The sequence below is a fragment of the Psychroflexus salinarum genome (assembly GCF_042677225.1).
GTDB classification, from domain to species: Bacteria; Bacteroidota; Bacteroidia; order Flavobacteriales; family Flavobacteriaceae; genus Psychroflexus; species Psychroflexus salinarum.
Genome location: NZ_JBHTIV010000005.1, coordinates 609,698 through 628,251, shown reverse-complemented (window position 1 = coordinate 628,251; position 18,554 = coordinate 609,698). Strand labels below are relative to the sequence as shown.

At 35.4% G+C, this 18,554-nt stretch carries 19 protein-coding genes; 9 read left to right on the top strand and 10 right to left on the bottom strand.

Features of this window, described 5'->3' with window-relative positions; translation table 11 throughout:
* Positions 1 to 32: 32 nt before the first annotated feature.
* The 5 genes from ACFQ0R_RS05020 to rodA are packed head-to-tail and all read left to right on the top strand — an operon-like array spanning position 33 to position 5,508.
* On the top strand, positions 33 to 1,061 hold the full coding sequence (locus ACFQ0R_RS05020) for a rod shape-determining protein (protein WP_224460339.1): 1,029 nt from the start codon (positions 33 to 35) through the stop codon (positions 1,059 to 1,061).
* 9 nt (positions 1,062 to 1,070) lie between these two features.
* Positions 1,071 to 1,895, top strand: coding sequence for a rod shape-determining protein MreC (mreC, locus tag ACFQ0R_RS05015; protein ID WP_379657282.1), 825 nt, complete (start codon positions 1,071 to 1,073; stop codon positions 1,893 to 1,895).
* The gene (mreD, locus tag ACFQ0R_RS05010; RefSeq protein ID WP_379657281.1) at positions 1,896 to 2,399 is read left to right on the top strand and encodes a rod shape-determining protein MreD; all 504 of its coding nucleotides are present in this window, start codon (positions 1,896 to 1,898) and stop codon (positions 2,397 to 2,399) included. It abuts the gene before it with no gap.
* Entirely contained in the window at positions 2,396 to 4,255 is a 1,860-nt protein-coding gene (gene mrdA / locus ACFQ0R_RS05005) for a penicillin-binding protein 2 (protein WP_379657280.1), read from the top strand. Before mreD ends, mrdA begins: the two co-directional genes overlap by 4 nt.
* A gap of 2 nt (positions 4,256 to 4,257) precedes the next feature.
* The gene (rodA, locus tag ACFQ0R_RS05000) at positions 4,258 to 5,508 is read left to right on the top strand and encodes a rod shape-determining protein RodA (RefSeq protein ID WP_379657279.1); all 1,251 of its coding nucleotides are present in this window, start codon (positions 4,258 to 4,260) and stop codon (positions 5,506 to 5,508) included.
* An 8-nt stretch (positions 5,509 to 5,516) separates the two neighbouring features.
* Here the strand turns inward: rodA and rimM are convergent, their stop codons facing one another.
* The 5 genes from rimM to ACFQ0R_RS04975 form a co-directional block, all read right to left on the bottom strand.
* Entirely contained in the window at positions 5,517 to 6,047 is a 531-nt protein-coding gene (rimM, locus tag ACFQ0R_RS04995) for a ribosome maturation factor RimM (RefSeq protein WP_379657278.1), read from the bottom strand.
* Positions 6,048 to 6,060: 13 nt separating this feature from the next.
* Positions 6,061 to 6,630: a 30S ribosomal protein S16 gene (locus ACFQ0R_RS04990; protein WP_379657277.1), complete on the bottom strand. Its 570-nt coding sequence runs from the start codon at positions 6,628 to 6,630 to the stop codon at positions 6,061 to 6,063.
* A 131-nt stretch (positions 6,631 to 6,761) separates the two neighbouring features.
* A complete protein-coding gene (locus ACFQ0R_RS04985; RefSeq protein WP_379657276.1) occupies positions 6,762 to 7,436 on the bottom strand; it encodes a hypothetical protein in 675 nt (224 codons plus the stop codon).
* Positions 7,437 to 7,805: 369 nt separating this feature from the next.
* Positions 7,806 to 8,504, bottom strand: coding sequence for a hypothetical protein (locus ACFQ0R_RS04980; RefSeq protein ID WP_379657275.1), 699 nt, complete (start codon positions 8,502 to 8,504; stop codon positions 7,806 to 7,808).
* Entirely contained in the window at positions 8,458 to 9,762 is a 1,305-nt protein-coding gene (locus ACFQ0R_RS04975) for a hypothetical protein (protein ID WP_379657274.1), read from the bottom strand. The genes ACFQ0R_RS04980 and ACFQ0R_RS04975 overlap by 47 nt, the downstream gene beginning before the upstream one ends.
* Before the next feature lie 482 nt (positions 9,763 to 10,244).
* Between ACFQ0R_RS04975 and ACFQ0R_RS04970 the strand changes: the two genes are divergently transcribed.
* From ACFQ0R_RS04970 to dinB, 4 genes are all read left to right on the top strand, one after another.
* Entirely contained in the window at positions 10,245 to 10,958 is a 714-nt protein-coding gene (locus ACFQ0R_RS04970) for a 3'-5' exonuclease (RefSeq protein ID WP_379657273.1), read from the top strand.
* On the top strand, positions 10,958 to 12,616 hold the full coding sequence (locus ACFQ0R_RS04965) for an ABC transporter ATP-binding protein (protein ID WP_379657272.1): 1,659 nt from the start codon (positions 10,958 to 10,960) through the stop codon (positions 12,614 to 12,616). The genes ACFQ0R_RS04970 and ACFQ0R_RS04965 overlap by 1 nt, the downstream gene beginning before the upstream one ends.
* A 62-nt stretch (positions 12,617 to 12,678) precedes the next feature.
* Positions 12,679 to 13,092, top strand: a complete 414-nt coding sequence (locus ACFQ0R_RS04960) for a hypothetical protein (RefSeq protein WP_379657271.1) — start codon at positions 12,679 to 12,681, stop codon at positions 13,090 to 13,092.
* Between the two features lie 165 nt (positions 13,093 to 13,257).
* Complete coding sequence (gene dinB, locus ACFQ0R_RS04955; RefSeq protein WP_379657270.1) at positions 13,258 to 14,361, top strand: DNA polymerase IV; 1,104 nt, start codon at positions 13,258 to 13,260, stop codon at positions 14,359 to 14,361.
* Here the strand turns inward: dinB and ACFQ0R_RS04950 are convergent.
* From ACFQ0R_RS04950 to ACFQ0R_RS04930, 5 genes are all read right to left on the bottom strand, one after another.
* On the bottom strand, positions 14,358 to 15,071 hold the full coding sequence (locus ACFQ0R_RS04950; protein ID WP_379657269.1) for a heavy-metal-associated domain-containing protein: 714 nt from the start codon (positions 15,069 to 15,071) through the stop codon (positions 14,358 to 14,360). The genes dinB and ACFQ0R_RS04950 overlap by 4 nt on opposite strands.
* Before the next feature lie 144 nt (positions 15,072 to 15,215).
* The gene (locus ACFQ0R_RS04945; RefSeq protein ID WP_379657268.1) at positions 15,216 to 15,902 is read right to left on the bottom strand and encodes a DUF3347 domain-containing protein; all 687 of its coding nucleotides are present in this window, start codon (positions 15,900 to 15,902) and stop codon (positions 15,216 to 15,218) included.
* 151 nt (positions 15,903 to 16,053) lie between these two features.
* Positions 16,054 to 16,266 carry an SHOCT domain-containing protein gene (locus ACFQ0R_RS04940; protein WP_379657267.1) on the bottom strand — a complete coding sequence of 71 codons (213 nt, stop codon included), beginning with the start codon at positions 16,264 to 16,266 and terminating at the stop codon, positions 16,054 to 16,056.
* A 36-nt stretch (positions 16,267 to 16,302) separates the two neighbouring features.
* Positions 16,303 to 16,803 (bottom strand): hypothetical protein, encoded by a 501-nt coding sequence (locus tag ACFQ0R_RS04935; protein ID WP_379657266.1) that lies wholly within the window; start codon positions 16,801 to 16,803, stop codon positions 16,303 to 16,305.
* Between the two features lie 44 nt (positions 16,804 to 16,847).
* Positions 16,848 to 18,548, bottom strand: a complete 1,701-nt coding sequence (locus ACFQ0R_RS04930; RefSeq protein WP_379657265.1) for an efflux RND transporter periplasmic adaptor subunit — start codon at positions 18,546 to 18,548, stop codon at positions 16,848 to 16,850.
* Positions 18,549 to 18,554: the final 6 nt, after the last annotated feature.

Below are 18,554 nucleotides of genomic sequence, written 5' to 3'. Positions count from 1 at the left end.
AATTAACTTTATCCTCTTCAAATAATATACGCATGGGATTTTTTGATTTTCTTACCGAAGATATAGCTATAGATTTAGGAACTGCAAATACACTTATCATTCATAATGATAAAGTAGTTGTGGATAGCCCGTCAATTGTAGCCCGAGACAGATTAACTGGGAAAATTATCGCGGTAGGAAAAGAAGCTGCTATGATGCAGGGAAAAACACATGAAAATATAAAAACTGTTCGTCCGCTAAAAGATGGTGTCATCGCAGATTTTGATGCTAGTGAACAGATGATAAGTATGTTCATCAAAGAAATTCCAGCTCTCAAAAAACGTTTGTTCACGCCTTCTCTTCGTATGGTTATTTGTATTCCTAGTGGGATTACAGAAGTTGAAATGCGCGCTGTGAAAGATTCAGCTGAACGTGTAAACGGTAAAGAAGTTTATTTGATTCATGAACCTATGGCTGCTGCAATTGGTATTGGTGTAGATATTATGCAACCTAAAGGAAACATGATTGTTGATATAGGTGGTGGTACAACAGAAATTGCTGTTATCGCTCTTGGCGGTATCGTTTGTGATAAATCTGTGAAAATTGCTGGTGATGTGTTTACCAATGATATCATTTACTTCATGAGAACTCAGCATAACCTTTTCATAGGAGAACGTACTGCTGAAAAAATAAAAATTCAAATTGGTTCTGCAACCGAAGATTTGGAAACTGCTCCAGAAGACATGAGTGTTCAGGGACGTGATTTGTTGACAGGAAAACCAAAACAAGTTGAGATTTCCTTTAGAGAAATTGCTAAGGCACTTGATAAATCTATCCTAAGAATTGAAGATGCTGTGATGGAAACTCTATCACAAACTCCTCCAGAATTGGCAGCAGATATTTACAATACAGGAATATATCTCGCTGGTGGTGGTTCCATGTTGAGAGGTCTTGATAAACGTTTATCTCAAAAAACAGATTTGCCTGTTTATATAGCTGAAGATCCGCTAAGAGCAATTGTAAGAGGAACAGGAATTACCCTAAAAGATTTAGAAAGATACAAAGCTGTCCTTCTGAAATAAGTCTAAGTTATGCAGCAAATCATTTTATTTCTTATTAAAAATAAGACAGGTTTGGTGTTTATCATTCTTATGACAATAGCGCTTGGACTTACATTCAAAGCTCATACCTACCACAATAGCAAGTTGGTTTCCTCTGCAAATTTCATCACTGGAAATATCCTAGGAACTTCAGAAAGTATATATCAATATTTTGATTTAGAAACTCAGAATGAGATTCTTTTAGAAGAAAATGAGCTCTTAAGAAGAAAGATTTTGAATCTTTCCTTTACTGAAGACACTTTAGAATCAAATCTGGATTTTATTACTGATACTTTATATAAAATTCAAAAAACAACTGTAGTTTCCAATTATTATGATAAAATAGACAATTTTCTTCTCATTGAAGGTGGGGTAAAGGATAGTATAAAGGAAGATCTTGGTGTTATTTCAAGTAAGGGTATAGTAGGAATAGTGCAAGATGTTAGTCAGGGATATTCGAGAGTAATTTCTATATTAAACACCAACACTTCCATCAATGCTCAACTCAAAAAAACCTCTCATTTTGGAACTTTAACCTGGGATGGAAAGGATCCAAATATTTTGAGTTTGGTAGATGTTCCTAGATCTGCACCCGTCAGAGTTGGGGACACCATAACAACAGGCGGACGTTCCTTAATCTTTCCTGAAAATGTTCCTATTGGCATCATTAGCGAATATGTATTGGATGAGAATGTGGGCTATTATAACATTTCGGTAAAATTATTCAACGATATGACTAATCTGAAACACGTCTATGTCATTGAAAATACAAGTAAAGAAGAGGCTTATGAATTATTAAATCCTGAACAACCGTAGATGAAAACTTATTTCATAAATAGCATAAGGTTCGTCCTTCTTATTCTAGTTCAGGTTTTGATTTTAAATCATTTTGAGGTATTTGGCTATGTGAGCCCTTATATTTATCCTTTACTCATAATTTTGTTGCCGTTTAATATCAATTCTATTCAGAAGCTTTTTTTAGCCTTTGCTCTCGGAATCTGTTTAGATTTTTTTGAAGATAGCGGCGGCATACATGCTGCAGCAACTTTAGTCATTGCTTACCTGAGACCTTTGTTCTTAAGAAATGCTTTTGGCTTAAGCTATGATTATCAAACTTTAAAGTTTTATAATGCACCCTTTAAATCTCGATTTGTTTATGTAAGTTTAATGGTTCTAATCCACCACACAGTGCTTTTTTCTTTGGAACTATTTAGTGTTAATCATTTACTATATCTTTTTGAAAAGATTATTTACTCTTCGATTTTCAGTATATTATTGATTATGATTACATTAAACTTAATACGTAAGAACAGTAAATGAGAAAGTTACTCCCTATCATCTTAGTTAGTTTTACAGCCTTGATTTTCCTAATTAGGTTATTTTATTTACAAATAATGGATGACAGTTTTGATGAAGTTTCAACAAACATATCGGTAAGGAAAGTTTACGATTACCCTCAAAGAGGTTATATCTATGACCGAAATGGTGAACTTATGGTGGGCAATCAACCTGCCTACGATGTAATGGCAGTTCCTCTTGAGGTTAAAGAATTTGATACTTTGGAGTTAGCAAGTTTGCTTAAACTCTCTCCAGAGCGACTTAAAGTTCAATTGGAAAAAGCTTGGCGTTATTCTCCTAGACTTGCTTCAGTAATTACACCTCAACTAACAAAAGATGAGTTTGCCTACCTACAAGAACGGATGCATAAATATGAAGGTTTCTATATTCAAAAGAGATCTTTAAGAGATTATAATATAGATCATAGTGCCAATATCTTAGGATATATTGCCGAGGTTGGCCAAGGAGAAATATCACAAAATTCCTATTATCAATCCGGAGATTTAAAAGGGAAACAAGGTGTAGAAGAACAATATGAGAAAATTTTAAGAGGCGAAAGAGGTGTTAAACATTACCTTAGAGACATACATAATAAAAATATAAAGCCTTTTAAAGAAGGTAAATTTGATACTGTTTCTAAAAAAGGAAGTGACTTACATCTTACTATTGATGGGAAACTGCAAGACTACGGAGAGAAGTTGATGAAAGGCAAACGCGGTGGAATAGTTGCTATTGAACCCAGTACAGGTGAAATTTTAACTTTAGTAACAGCGCCGTCCTACGATCCAGATTTATTGGTGGGTAGAAAACGCTCAAGAAACTTTACAAAGCTATATTACGATACTATTCAAAAACCACTTTACAATCGAGCTTTACAAGCTATTTACGCCCCTGGCTCACCATTCAAAGCACTTACAGGTTTAGTAGCCCTTCAAGAAGGGGTTGTTGATCTTGAAGAAGATTTTAGATGCAATGGAGGATATAATTATGGAAGGAGAAGAATGGGATGTCACCATCATCCAAGCCCTGTAAAACTTATTTCAGGTGTTGCTTATTCCTGCAATTCTTATTTTTCACAAATTTACAGAAGAACCATTGAAAAATATGAAACTCCTCAAGAAGGTATTGATGCCTGGCGGGGTCACTTAGCAAGTTTTGGACTTGGTGATTATTTAGGTTATGATTTACCGGTAGGAAGAGCAGGACTCTTACCCGATTCTGAGTATTACAATAAAGTATATCCTGATAACAACTGGTATGCAACAAATACGATTTCCAATGCGATTGGACAGGGGGAGGTGCTCACTACTCCCATACAACTGGCCAATGCTACTGCTGCTATCGCTAACAAAGGTTGGTTTTACAGACCTCATATTTTAAAAGCTATAGATAATTCACCTATAAAAGAAGAAAAATATACGACCAAGCAAATCACAACCATAGATAAAGAACATTTTGAACCCATTATACAAGGCATGCATGATGTATTCAATTACGGGACAGCCTCATTTCTAAGAGTCCCTGGAATAGAAGTCGCCGGAAAAACCGGAACTTCAGAAAATTACATAAAAATTGATGGTGAAAGAGTCCAAATGACAGATCACTCTATTTTTGTGGCTTTTGCCCCCAAAGATGATCCCAAAATAGCCCTGGCAGTTTTTGTAGAAAATGGATATTGGGGTTCTAGATATGCTGGTAGAATTTCTAGTCTTATGATAGAAAAGTACTTAAAAGAGGAGATAGAACGAAAGGACTTAGAGAGATGGATATTGAATAATACGCTCGAAGATGAGTATGCTAAGCCTTATTCTGGCGAACCTTTTAAAATTAATCAGTAAAAATGCCCAAAACTTTACTGCAACTAGATTGGCTTACGGTTCTCATCATCGCAATTCTGATAGGTTTTGGCTGGGGAAATATTTATTCAACCACATTTATAAGTCCGGAAGAAAGTATCATAGATCTTTCTAAAATATACGGAAAGCAACTACTTTGGATTTTCTTAGGAATTTTAATTGGTGTTGTCATCTTAGCCTTGGAAAGTAAATTTTTCGAAAGATTTGCAAACATCATTTACGTTTTGGCACTCTTATCACTCATAGGACTTTTTATTTTCGGAAAAACTATAGCTGGGCAAACAGCCTGGTACTCTTTTGGTGCTTTCAGCATACAGCCTGCTGAGTTTGTAAAAACAGCTGTAGCTTTAGCTTTAGCAAAGTACATAAGTGATCTGGACAATGACTTGTCAAGATTTAAATCACAAATTAAAGCTTTTGCCATAATCGGGATTCCTCTTGCGCTTATTATGCTCCAACCTGATGCTGGTAGTGCACTCATATATTTGGCTTTTATAATTCCCCTTTACAGAGAAGGTCTTCCACATATTTATATTAATATCGGCTTCTTAATTGTAGGCATTTTCATACTTACACTTAAATTTGGATTCACCATATTCGCTCCAATTTTTGGCGTTTTGGTAATTATCATATACCTACTAAATAGAAAAAAGAAGCCAAAACTCTGGCGTTATGCTTTAATTTTTATTTTCGGGATTGGCTTTTCGTATTCAGTCAATTTTATTCTAAATTCAGTTTTATTACCTCATCAAAAAGATAGATTTGATGTTCTTATTGGTGAAACCAACGACATAAGAGGTTCTGCGTTTAATCTTTATCAAAGTGAAGTTGCTATAGGAAGTGGTGGCTGGACTGGTAAAGGCTGGCTGAAAGGCTCACAAACTCAAGGTCGATTTGTTCCAGAACAACATACAGACTATATTTTCAGCACCGTTGGAGAGGAATGGGGATTTCTAGGAACAAGCATCGTTGTGGTGTTGTTTACTATGCTTATTTTAAGGTTATTCCATTTAGCAGAGCGTCAAAAAAGTCAATTTAGTAGAGTTTATGGTTATTCTGTGATGTCAGTCATTTTTGTTCACTTTTTTGTAAATGTTGCTATGGTAATTGGCTTATTTCCCACTGTAGGAATACCATTACCGTTCTTTAGTTACGGAGGCTCTGGATTATGGGGATTTTTAATATTAGTTCTTATTTTTCTTAAGCTGGATGCTAAAAGAAAGAGCTTAAACTAGCTGACTATCTAGTCTTCAAGATACATGTCGATTAGGCCTTCAGGAGTTTTGAAGTAAATCGTTTTTTCCTCCTTATCTACTTTCACAATAAACCTATCGTTCACAGGAATAATAATTTCTTTCCCGTTGAAATCAATAAAGAAAAGTGCCTGCATGGTTTGATCATTCACAAACTTAATGGTGCCGATTTCTCCATGAGTTTCATCAATGGCTTTATAATCTATAATTTCGTGGTAGTAAAATTGATTTTCGCCAAGTTTTGGCAATTGAGATAATGGCAGGTAGACATCTCTTTTTAATAAGTCGTCTGCATCTGCTTCTTCATCAACTTCTTCAAGCTTTACGCGCAGTAAATTGCTTTTCTGTAGGTTAGATTTTTCAATAAAAAAAGGAATCAATTTATTGCGGTAATCCACAAAAATTGATTCCAGGTGTTCATAGAGTTCAGGCTCGTCGGTATCCAATTTGATTTGCAACTCACCCTTAAAACTAAACTTACTCACGATGTGACCTAAATAAAAACACTGGTCTTTTGTCATCGCAATAAATTTTTTAGTCCTCTTTTTTAGTTTCTTCTTCAGAAGAGTCCTCATCAGCAGGAGTTTCCGCTTCAGCTTGTGCAGCTGCCTTAGCATCTGCTTCTTCTTTAGCTTTTGCCTCTTCCTCTGCTTGAGCAGCTTTTGCTTCAGCTTCACGCTTAGCACTTACTTCTCTTTCTGCTTCCAATGCTTTTTCTCTTTCTGCTTCTTTAGCTTTCGCTGTTTTTTCTGCAGAAGTAGATATTTTATCTTCTTTTTCAGACATCCAAGCTTCAAATTTCTTCTCTGCTTCTTCTTCTGTTAACGCTCCTTTGTCAACACCTGCTAAAAGGTGTTTTTTCATCATTGCGCCTTTGTAAGATAAAATACGTCTTGCCGTATCAGTTGGCTGCGCACCATTTCTTAACCATTTCACAGATGAATCAACATCTAGTTCAATAGTAGCAGGCTGGGTTACAGGATTGTAAATGCCTAATTTCTCAAGGTATTTACCATCTCTTTTTGAACGAACATCTGCAGCGACAATCCAGAAAAAAGGTTTTCCTTTCTTTCCGTGTCTTTGTAATCTTATTTTAACTGGCATAAAAAATTAAATTTTGGAGTTCCCGACTCCCGTTATTAATAATGAGGTGCAAAAGTAAGTTTATTTTTTGAAATACAGATGTTTGGGTTTAAGATAATTGGAATTGTTTTTTTAAAGGAATATAATTCATATTATTTATTCTTGACCCATTTGATCTTTTTCCCATTTTCATTTATCATATATAATGAATTTTGACCATATTCGAGTTTCAAGTTATCACCATACTTTAATTCATTTATATCAAATTCATCGATATAAATTTCGATCATTTTATTGCTTTTTAAATCAAAAGAGAAATAGGAATTATGATATCCTAGATATTCTGTATAACCATATAAAATACTATCGTTTTTTTTGAAAAACAATTCTAAACTTCCATTTGCATCGGTTTCTAAAGTTACACCCTTTTGTTTGATTATTAGATTCACCCCTAACATTGGACCTGATTTAAAATCTTTAATTTGAAAATTTACTCGAACAGAATCACTTTCGTTATTTGACTCAGATACCAATATTTTATATGAGTCATTATAATGAGGTTCTTTGAAATTCAATTTTAGAATAGTATTTGTATAAGTCCACATTCCCTGGAGCTTAGATTTTTTATTTATATGTTCACCAAATGTCATATCAAACGTATAATCTTCATATAAGATTATACATTCTGAATAGATTTTTAGATCATAATCTAAGCAGTATTTTCCTTCGATTTTATCTTGTCCTAATAAATTAAGAGTAACTAAAATACTAATCATTGTTAGTATTCTGCTATTCACAACCTGTTCCAGGCGCACTGTTTTCTCCATCTTGTTCTGCTATTAAGATATTTCTAATATTTAGTCTGTCTTGTTGGCTAGGGACTGATTCTATAAATGAATCAGTTTCAACTATATTACCGTTTGAATCTTTATAATACAAACCGCCAAAAGCCATTGCTTGATAATAGTCCCAGCCAAGATTTCCTCCAGTACCGTAGTTTGTATCCCACTGTAATAGTGAAACTGCTATAGCATCAACATATCGGGAAGCATATGTTTCAATAGCGGAAAAATATAATTGTTTTTATGATTTATAATTATTTAAGCAAATTAAAAGAGACCTTTGGAATAATCCAAAAGCCGCTATTGAACATATGAATGGTTGTGGTTTGTATTATTTTGATTGCTTGATAAATTCTAAGATTTCTTTTTCAAAGTGATAATTTGTTCACCTTCTTTTAGTTTCAACTGATTTTTATTTAATTTCATAATCTTATACTTTTCAATTTGATTTTTTATAGCCTTTGGTTTATTGTATCCTTCAGATAAATAAACTTCAATTTCATAGTTCAGTTTGGTATCGATTTCAAAAGAGTAATTACCACAACACAAATCTGAAACTTGAATTTTTTTGCTTCCTGCTTGTTTTTTAAAACTTAAAACAGCCAGTCCATCCTTATCTGTTACTTCACCATATCTATCTTTAAGATTTAATACTGAAACATTGGGACGAACTTTCTCACTATGGCTAAAAACTCTAACATAAAGTTTTATGGAATCAGAATCATTAAAATACGTTTTATACTTACGAAAACTATTGATTTTCAACTCGGTCAAGTCATAATTTAAAATCAAAGAATCATTTTTTATCTGATAATGACCTTTACCATAATTTATTTTCCCTAATTCTCCTTGTATTTCTCTTTGAAAGACCCCGTTGTTTTTAAAAGAAAATATTTTACATTCTCCATTATCTGTGACACCATAACAGTAACTATAATTACCACTTAACAAAGATTGGGAATTTATAGTTGTATAAATAAATAAAAACGCAAGTAGTATAACTTTTTTAATTACACTCCGTTCCTTTAGAATTTCTATTACTTTCTGCTTCATTCTCAATTATTTTTTTAATATTATTTATATCATTTTCATTTGGGACTAGTTCCTTAAAAGAATCTGTATCTATACGTATGGGATTGTTATTGCTATCTAAAATTGGATTTCCATTTGAATCTCTTTTGATTTTAGAGAGACCGGCATAAGCCATAGATTGATAATAGTCCCAACCTAAATTACCACCAGTGCCATAGTCTGTATCCCATTGTAATAGTGAAATTGCCATTGCGTCTTCATATTGAGACATAAACTCATGATGAAATTCATTTGTACCTATAGTATAACCATTGTCTTCTGCATACTTATTCAATTTCTCTTGAAAAGAAAAACTATTAAATTCAATTGTTTGTGAATACATTGCATTTATATATGCATGAACGGTTTCATGAATCATTGTTCTTGCAATAGATAACTGAGTTGCATCATCTAAATAATTATTCCCAATAGTTATATCTGCTCCATTAGCATAAGCATTAGAATTTCCAGTATTGCCGTTTTCAATAGTAAGGTGTGTTACATCACTACCTCTAAACATTTCTAAAATTGTTTCGGAAAAAGTAAAAAACGTATTTGTATCTGGATTCATTATTTGTGTTAATGATTGTTCTAGACTTCCTATTTCTAATTCAGTAAAAATAGCATTAGCACAAGGGTTACTCAGTTTATTTATGATTTCCTCATCGTGACTATTTGGATTAGTAGGGCTTGGTCCATGAGGATAATGATTATGATAGGAATCTGTATCATCATCATACGGCATACCATTGTAATCTCCTCCTATTCCTCCATCAATCCAAACCCATTCATAAGTGGAGCCAACATAAGTAGAATGAGTATAACTAATTCCCATATTACCACTCCCTACCTTGAACCAATCTTTATAGTGATCTGTTTTAACTAATAAATGGCATCCCGAACAATGACCTCCACTAATAGGCGCTACATATTTAAATTTATCATCAATGACCAACTCGCTTCTTAGTTTACCCGCTTTAAAAACTTTTAAAGACGTGTTTTTGCCATTTAAGTCAAAATAGTGAATGCTACCTGAGTAATTTCTTAAATTAAAGATACTCAAAGCATCGTGGATAGTTTTTTTATGGCTTGAAAATTTTATAAGCTCAAATTCCCAGATATTGAGATCATTTCTTGCTGCAAGTAATTTATAGCTTACATAATCTTTATTGGTACTTTCTACATTAATTACCGTATTGAATTCAAAAATTTCTGCTCCATTTAAAATGTCAAAATCCACTTTGTAATCATTCCATTTTATCAGTAGATTATTTTTAACGAAGACATCGTCAAAATTTTCTAATGTAAATTCTTCTTTTAAATTTTAAGCCTTGTACTGTTCACTTTTGGTATAATAATCTTTTTCGCAACTATAAATCACAACAAAAAGTGAAAATAGCATCAGTAGTTTAATCGGTAGTGTTTTCATTCGTATATAATTTAGTTAGTGTTTGTTTTAATCGACTTTTAAAACAATAACTAAGGAAAACCATATATAATCCTTATTTGGCTGTATAATCTAGTGTTCGGCTGTGTGTGTGTGTGTGTGAGATCACTTTGTAACTTAATAACAAAGCAATACTAAACCTTTATGACTTAAAGAGATTACGGTTCAACCTTACTTCTGTTGCGGGAAAACCGTAAATTTTGAGTTCAACTATCTCTATTCTAATAAATCTTCAAAAATTACTTATTTTAGTTATCCTGAAACACATCCTAAGCATGCTACACAAACTCAACCTAGAGCATATCCTCTTTCTGGATATTGAAACCGTTCCAGAACAGGAGGTATTTGAAGACTTGTCTCCAGTAAAACAAAAGCTTTATGCTGATAAAACACAGTATCAGCGCAAAGAGGAGTTTACGGCTAAAGAATTTTATGACCGTGCCGGGATTTGGGCGGAGTTTGGAAAAATTGTGTGCATTTCAGTTGGCTACTTTAATTTTAAAGGGGACGAAAGAAAATTTAGAACCACCAGTTTTTTTGGTGAAGAAGCCGATTTATTGAAGCGTTTCAAAATTTTAATTGAAGATTATTTCGGCTTGCCGCATCACCTCATGTGTGGTCATAATGCTAAGGAATTTGACTTTCCCTACATCGCCAGACGCATGCTGATTCATGGGATTTCTCTTCCAGAAAAACTGCAATTGTTTGGAAAAAAGCCCTGGGAAATCCCTCATCTGGACACCTTGGAATTATGGAAGTTTGGGGACTATAAACACTACACCTCTTTGAAGTTGCTTACCGAATTGTTCAACATTCCTTCACCAAAAGACGACATCGACGGCAGCCAGGTCCGGGATGTGTATTATAAAGAAAAAGACATTGACAGGATTGTGACCTACTGCGAAAAAGACGTTATTGCAGTGGCACAAGTGATTTTAAAACTTCGTCAGGAAGACCTTTTGGAAGATCACGAACTTATCTCTGTATAATGCTTAAGGTCAATAACCTCAACATAAACTTTGGTGATGAACACGTCATTAAAAACATTAGTTTTGATTTGCAACCCAATCAGATCCTTGGCATTGTTGGTGAATCTGGTTCCGGGAAGTCCGTGTCGACTTTGTCTATTTTAGGATTGCTCGGACCAAAAGCTGAAGTTGAAGGGTCAATTTTATTTAAAGACCATGAGCTTACAAGTTATAGTGAGCAACAATTTCAGCAGATTCGTGGCAACGATATTTCAATGATTTTTCAGGAACCCATGAGTTCGCTGAATCCGTCGATGCGCTGTGGAAAACAAGTGGAAGAAGTTTTAATTCGGCATAAGAAGCTTTCCAAAAAAGAAGTGAAACAGGAAGTCTTAAGCCTTTTTGAAAAGGTGAAATTACCCAGACCTGAAGCTATTTTTAAAAGTTATCCCCACCAGATCAGTGGCGGGCAAAAGCAACGCGTGATGATTGCCATGGCCATTGCCTGTAAACCTAAAATCCTCATCGCCGATGAACCCACTACAGCGCTAGACGTTACCGTTCAAAAGGAGATTTTGAAACTGCTCAAGTCACTTCAGCAGGAAACCGAAATGAGCATCATCTTTATTTCTCATGATTTGGCTTTAGTGTCGGAGTTAGCTGATCGAGTAGCGGTGATGTACAAAGGTGAAATTGTAGAACAGGACGATGTTAAGAGTATTTTTAAAAACGCTAAACACCAATATACCAAAGCACTTTTAGCCTCCAAACCTTCTACCAAACACCGTCTTAAAGCCCTGCCAACGGTTAAAGATTATATGCAGGAAGTTCCAAATGCAGAAGTAGAAACTTCAGAAGAAAGGAAAAAAAGACATAAGCTCATTTACTCTAAACCACCTTTGCTTGAAGTGAAAAATGTAAAAAAAACTTTTATTTCCAATGCAGGTTGGTTTGTAAAGTCTGATAAGGTAAATGCTGTAGATGATGTAAGCTTTAAACTCTATGAAGGTGAAACCCTTGGGCTTGTAGGCGAATCGGGTTGTGGAAAATCGACTTTAGGCAATGCTATTCTTAGGCTGGATGACCCCACTGAAGGCGATATTTTGTACCAGGGTAAATCGATTACCAAATTGAAAGGTGAAGCCTTAAGACGACTACGGAAAGATATACAGTTGATCTTTCAGGATCCGTTTTCAAGTTTAAACCCGCGACTTTCAGTGGGGAAAGCCATCATGGAACCCATGAAAGTTCATGGGTTATATGGAAATTCTGACTCAAGAAGACAAAAAACTATCGAACTTCTGGAACGTGTGGGTTTGTCTAGCGCCCATTTTGACCGATATCCGCATGAATTCAGTGGTGGCCAGCGCCAGCGTATCGGCATTGCCCGAACCATTGCGGTCGAACCCAAATTGATTATTTGCGATGAGTCGGTGTCGGCTTTGGATATTTCGGTACAGGCGCAAGTGTTGAACTTACTCAATGAACTCAAAACTGATTTTGGATTTACCTATATTTTTATTTCTCACGATTTGGCAGTGGTCAAGTACATGGCCGATCAGCTTTTAGTCATGCATCAGGGCAAAATTGTAGAACACGGCGAAGCGGATGCGGTGTATGCCAATCCTGAAAAAGCCTATACAAAAGAGCTTATTGAAGCGATTCCCAAAGGGATATAATTTAGTATAGCTGTGGCGAAATAAGACCAGAAGGTCACAGAGAGTATAAAGAAAAAATGTCAATGCAACACACTAAAGATTACCTGGAACGTGAAATCGAAAAATTAAGCTTGATGCTCATCAGTTTAATTGAAAAAGTAACAGGTCTTAATGCTAATACAGCTTCAGATGAACTAGATGAAATCGATGCCACTATGCAAGGCGAGCTTGATCTAAATCTAAGTAAGATAAGTGAAATGGGATCTGAAGAATTTCTAGATCACATTTCAAGCTTGCACCTGACCCACGTTGAGCAATTATCTGAATTACTTTATAGATTAGTTCTAAAAACGAAATCATCTAACCTAAATCAAAGCTATGACAATTCCAAAATAGCTAAAAAAGCTATTCTCTTAATCAATGTTCTAGAAGAAAAGTCAAAAACCTTTTCGATGGAACGCTTGGAGATGAAAGAGCATTTAAGACATTTTAGTTAAGCTAGCTAAAAGATTAAGAACCTCTTTAATGTTTGGACTAAAAACTCTTATCTCATAGTACTTAAAAACCATCGCGAACTCAACGCCTCAGAGGTAAATTAAAACCACAAAGTCACAGAGAGCACAGAGGCCTATTTTCACACTTACTTTTCCCTATTTTTGCTTATGGATTTTCGAGACCCTCTCCGCAAAATTATTCACGTGGATATGGATGCGTTTTACGCCTCTGTAGAGCAGTTGGATGACCCCAGTCTGGAAGGCAAAGCCCTAGCCGTTGGTGGAAGTTCCAAACGCGGAGTCGTAGCGGCAGCGAGTTATGAAGCCCGAAAATACGGTGTAAAAAGTGCAATGAGTGGCCGACAGGCCGCCCGACTTTGTCCGCATTTGATCTTCGTAAGACCAAGATTTGAACGTTATAAAGACATCTCTCAACAAATTCGTAAAATCTTTTTTGAATACACCGATTTGGTCGAACCACTTTCTCTGGATGAGGCTTATCTGGATGTTACGGTAAACAAATTCAATTTTCCCAGCGCTACAGTTTTGGCCAGAGAAATCAGAGAAAAAATTAAAGCCAAAACCGAACTGAATGCTTCGGCCGGGATTTCCATCAATAAATTTATTGCGAAAGTCGCCAGCGACATCAACAAACCTAACGGACAAAAGACCATTCCGCCAGAAGACGTTATTGAGTTTTTAGAAAAGCTCGACATCAGAAAGTTTTATGGCGTGGGTAAAGTGACTCAGGATAAAATGTACCGTCTTGGGATTTTTACAGGTGCAGATCTTAAGTTAAAATCCCTCGATTATCTTCAGGAACATTTTGGAAAAAGCGGATTGCATTACTACAATGTCGTGCGTGGCATTCATTTGAGTGAGGTTAAAACAAGCCGAATTCGGAAATCACTCGGCGCCGAACGTACCTTTTCTGAAAATATTTCTTCAGAAATTTATATGCTCGAAAAACTGGAAGACATCGCCGAAGAGGTAGAGCGCCGACTCAAAAACAGCCAAGTGGCTGGCAAAACCATTACACTAAAGCTAAAGTACAGCGATTTCAGCGTACAAACCCGAAGTAAGACTTTGAAGTTTTTTATCGCATCCAAAGCCTTAATCATGGAAGAAACCAAAGCCTTACTGTACCAAGAACCCATCAAAGATTCTATTCGGTTGTTGGGGATTTCCTTATCCAACCTCAACACAGATCAATCAAAATCAATTAAAACTTCGCCAATTCCAAAAGAAGAACAGTTGAAGTTGCCGTTTTAGAACAACAACATCCAGAATGCCATGACCAGCATGATCGTATTTTCTATAAAGGTCGCTTCGGTCATAGGAAGGTTCAAAGCCGTTCCCAGACAGGCACATTTGATTGTTTTTTTAGAAAATAAGGAGCGCGTGACACCAATTGTTGTAATTCCTAAAACAATAATCGTGGCAACCAAAGCAATATCAATTTCAAATCGCATTAAGAACATGAGTCCGAGAGCGGTTTCTATAAACGGATACACCCAACCATAAGCCGGCAGGACTTTGGCTAGAGGGTCGTACATCCTAAAGGATTCTGGAAATCCGGTATAATCCAGAAATTTAAAAAAACTAAAGACAATGTAAAACAAGCCCATAAAGTCAAACATAAAACTGCTGAGTTCCCAGTCGCTGAAATTCAGCAAAATGGAAGCTGCAGTGATGTAACCAAAGATCAAAAACAAGGGAAACAGCTGCTGAGCTTTAGATTGGTCTTGAATATTTTCACCAGATTTATCTACAAAATCTGACTGTTTGGATATCTTATATTTATCGGATAGAGCATTCTGCAGTGTTTCAATGTCAATATGCTTTTCCATGTCAACTTTGGCTTCTTCAGCCTCTAAATCAACACTTACAGATTTTACATTATCCAGTTCATTAATACTCTCTTCCACACTGGCTTTGCAGTGCTGGCAGGTCATGCCTGAAACTTTATAGGTATGTGTCATTTTTTTATTTTAAGATACTATTTTTTCAATAACTGAATTCATTATTATCATCAACATAACAGTAAATATTAATGCTTTCTAAGAAAATTCTCAAACTGAAGCCCGTTAGTTAAATTCCTTAAAATACTATTCTAAGGTAACTTCTTAATTCAGAGAAATCGTCTGTTTCACAGCGCCACAGTTTAGCATTTGGCTTCCGAAAAGCGGGTTTTTGATGTCTTTAGACGCACTTAACCAGGCACCTCCTTTATTGTCGGCGTACATCGGACAATATTGCTCATAAAGCATTCTATCTGAACCAGTGATAGCTAACATAGCTTTCATATCACGATTAATTTGGGCAAAATGCTCTCTTTGATGTGCCATATCATTTTTAGAGATATGCTCTCCATGTTCTTTCATCACTTCCAAGATTTCTTTCATTTCCTGTTGCTGAGAAGTCTCAACTCGACTCATATCAAATGCATTAGCAGATTGTACTAAACTCTCACCTGCTTTGGCAGCGGCATCTTTATCATCATCTGCCAGCGCATTTTTAATGGCTAAATAGTTATCGATTAAAGATGAAGCAGTCTTGCTTTTAGTTACTGTCATATCTGACATTTCAGCCATGTTGTGGTTTTCATATTCATGCTCCACGTCACCTTGCATTTCTCCATCGTGGTTCATTCCAGCATCATGATCATGATCCATTTGTTCATCATGCATTTCCTGGTCATGCAGGTGCTCAGCATCGGTGTTATTTTCTTTTTTCTTGTCGACACAAGCAATTATTAAAGTCATTAGTCCAATTAAGACTGTTCTCGATAAGATCATATTTAGATTTTTCATTTGTATTGAATTTTAAATTAAAGATTTAAAAGCTGTTTATAAGGATGTGGACTTCTGATTATTCATCATCTTTTGATTTTCAAAAGATTGATTAAATATTAGGTTAACTAAGTAAAAGATAAGGTCGAAAAATTACAGCTCTATTTTTCTATCATTTTGTTTTCTCAAGTTCAGCTTTTCGTTTTTCGAACTCCTCTTTATCAATTTCCCCTTTAGCATATCGGTTTTTAAGAGTTTCTAATGGTGCTGCAGTCTTATTATTATCTATAGTTGAGTTAGGGTTTCTTTTAAAAACACCACTTCTTCTTACTGCTAAAAATAAAATAACGATAAGTAGTAAGCCTATAATCCATCCGTACATCATAACTTTTGAATTTATTGTTATTGAAAATCTTAAGTTTTACTGTTTGTCATTTTCTTTTTGATCCATCATGCCTTCATGATGCATGTTTTTCATCATTTCCTTCATCATTGCTTTTTTCATTTCTGGATTTTCTTTCATCGCCTTCATCAGTTTTTTTCTGCCTTCAGCGCTTTTCAATATTTTTTCAATCATCTTCGACTGCATTTTCTCCATCATCTCTGGATTGTTCTGCATCATACTCTGCATGTTTTCTTTCATCTTCTCTTTCATCTCCGGATTATTTTTCATCATCTTCATTAGTTTTCCAGATTCCATCATTTCCATATGGCTCTGCATCATAACTTTTCTAGCCTCATCATCCTGCTGTGCCATCTGAGTAAATTCTTTCATTTGCGCAGGATCTGAAATAATTTCCTGGTAAACTGCTTGTCTATTGTTTTGAGCTTCCATTGTTTCAGCGGCATCAAAGCTCGATTTACAGCTTACAAACGCACCTATCATTCCAATTATCATTACTGTTCTCGAAATTGTTTTCATTGTTCTATATTTTTTAAAATGAATTTATAATTTAACTGTTAGACTTATTCTTGAATGGAATCAATCACACTTCCGCATTTCAGCATTGATGCCCCATAATACGGGTTTTTAATTTCTTTAGAAAAGCTCAACCAAGTCGCTCCTTCGCTCTGATTTGCCATTGGGCATTTCTGAATATAAACCGTGTCATCCGTTGGATTTGACGTTTTGACAATCATGATCATTTCTTCTGAAAGTCGTATAAATATATCTCTAAGTTCATCGATATCTTTTACATTCTTTGAATCTTTAAACGTGTGGCTTTTCAATTCTGACAAAGAAATATTCACCTTATTATACTTTAATTTTGACGTTTTGAAATCATCTGCGACCAAGGCATCTTTTAATTCAGTATAATCATTGATGAGTGTCTTGACTTCTTCAGTTTTTTCTGAAATAGATTCAGAAGAAGTTTTGATTTTAGAATCTGACGACTCGCTATTCTTTTCCATAGAACCATGATTGTGACCAGACGATGCCATAGTTTCGCCTTCAGGATTCATCATACTCGGTTTATCCGATAATTGAGCTTCAGAATCCACACTAAAAGCGCCTTGAGTTACTATTTCATCTCCTGCCTTAAGACCTGAAAGAATTTCAACAAAATCTGAAGATGAAGATCCTGTTTCCACCAATTTCATCTTGAAATAGACACCGTTTTCGTTCTCTAATTGTTGATAAACTACTGAGCGTTTTCCAGTCCAGAGTACTGCTGACTTTGGAACCATCAAGGCTTGATTAGAAGTTGATTTAGATTCAGAATTAGCTAGCTCAGCCGTTATAAAAACCCCTGGCTTCAAGTTTCGATTCGGATTCTGAATAACAATTCGCGCTTTTGCCGACCTTGAATTGGCATCCAACACTGGTGAAATGAAAGTCACTTTGCCTGTCACATTTCCTTGATTGGGAATTGTAATGTTAAGCTCATCGCCTTTTTTAAGTCGATTCAAATCGCTTTCGTACACATCTACAATTGCCCAGAGGGTCGACAGATCTGCAATATCCATCAAGTTTTGATCAGCTTTCAAATTATCACCTTGCGTTACAAATAAACTTGAAATCACACCTGTTTTAGGAGACCTCAATTTCAATCTCCCATTTTCCAAAGATTTGACGTCATTAATGGACAACTCATAATTTTGAATTTTCCTAATGATGCTATTTAGAAGCAATTCGTTTTCTTGTCTAGTGGCTAGCTCCAGTTCTTCTTTCAACACCTGAATTTCAGGCGCGTACAATTCAGCAATGACTTGCCCTTTTTGAACTTCTTCGCCTTCTTCATTGATGTACAAACGTTCAATTCGTGCCTTAAAATTGGCAGAAATAGACGATGTATTATCCTGATTTACTTCTAAGCGACCGGAGAAATTCATGCTCGATTTTGAAGCTTCTTCTCCAACCGTCATGGTTTCCACCTGAGCTAACATTCTAGCCGTTTTACTCATTTTAATCGCATTTGGATCTACATCATCTTGCATCTGACTGGCTGGAATCAACTCCATACCACAGATCGGACAATCGCCAGGTTCATCTTTACGAATTTGAGGATGCATGGAGCAGGTCCACACTTTTCCTTCTGCTTGCTCCTGTGAATGATCATGTTCTGTTTCTTTTTGTATTTCAGAAGAAAACAAAGTAGCACCCAGAAAAACACCTAAGACTAAAATCAGCCCTGCTATGATGTATGTTTTTAAATTATTTTTCATGTTATT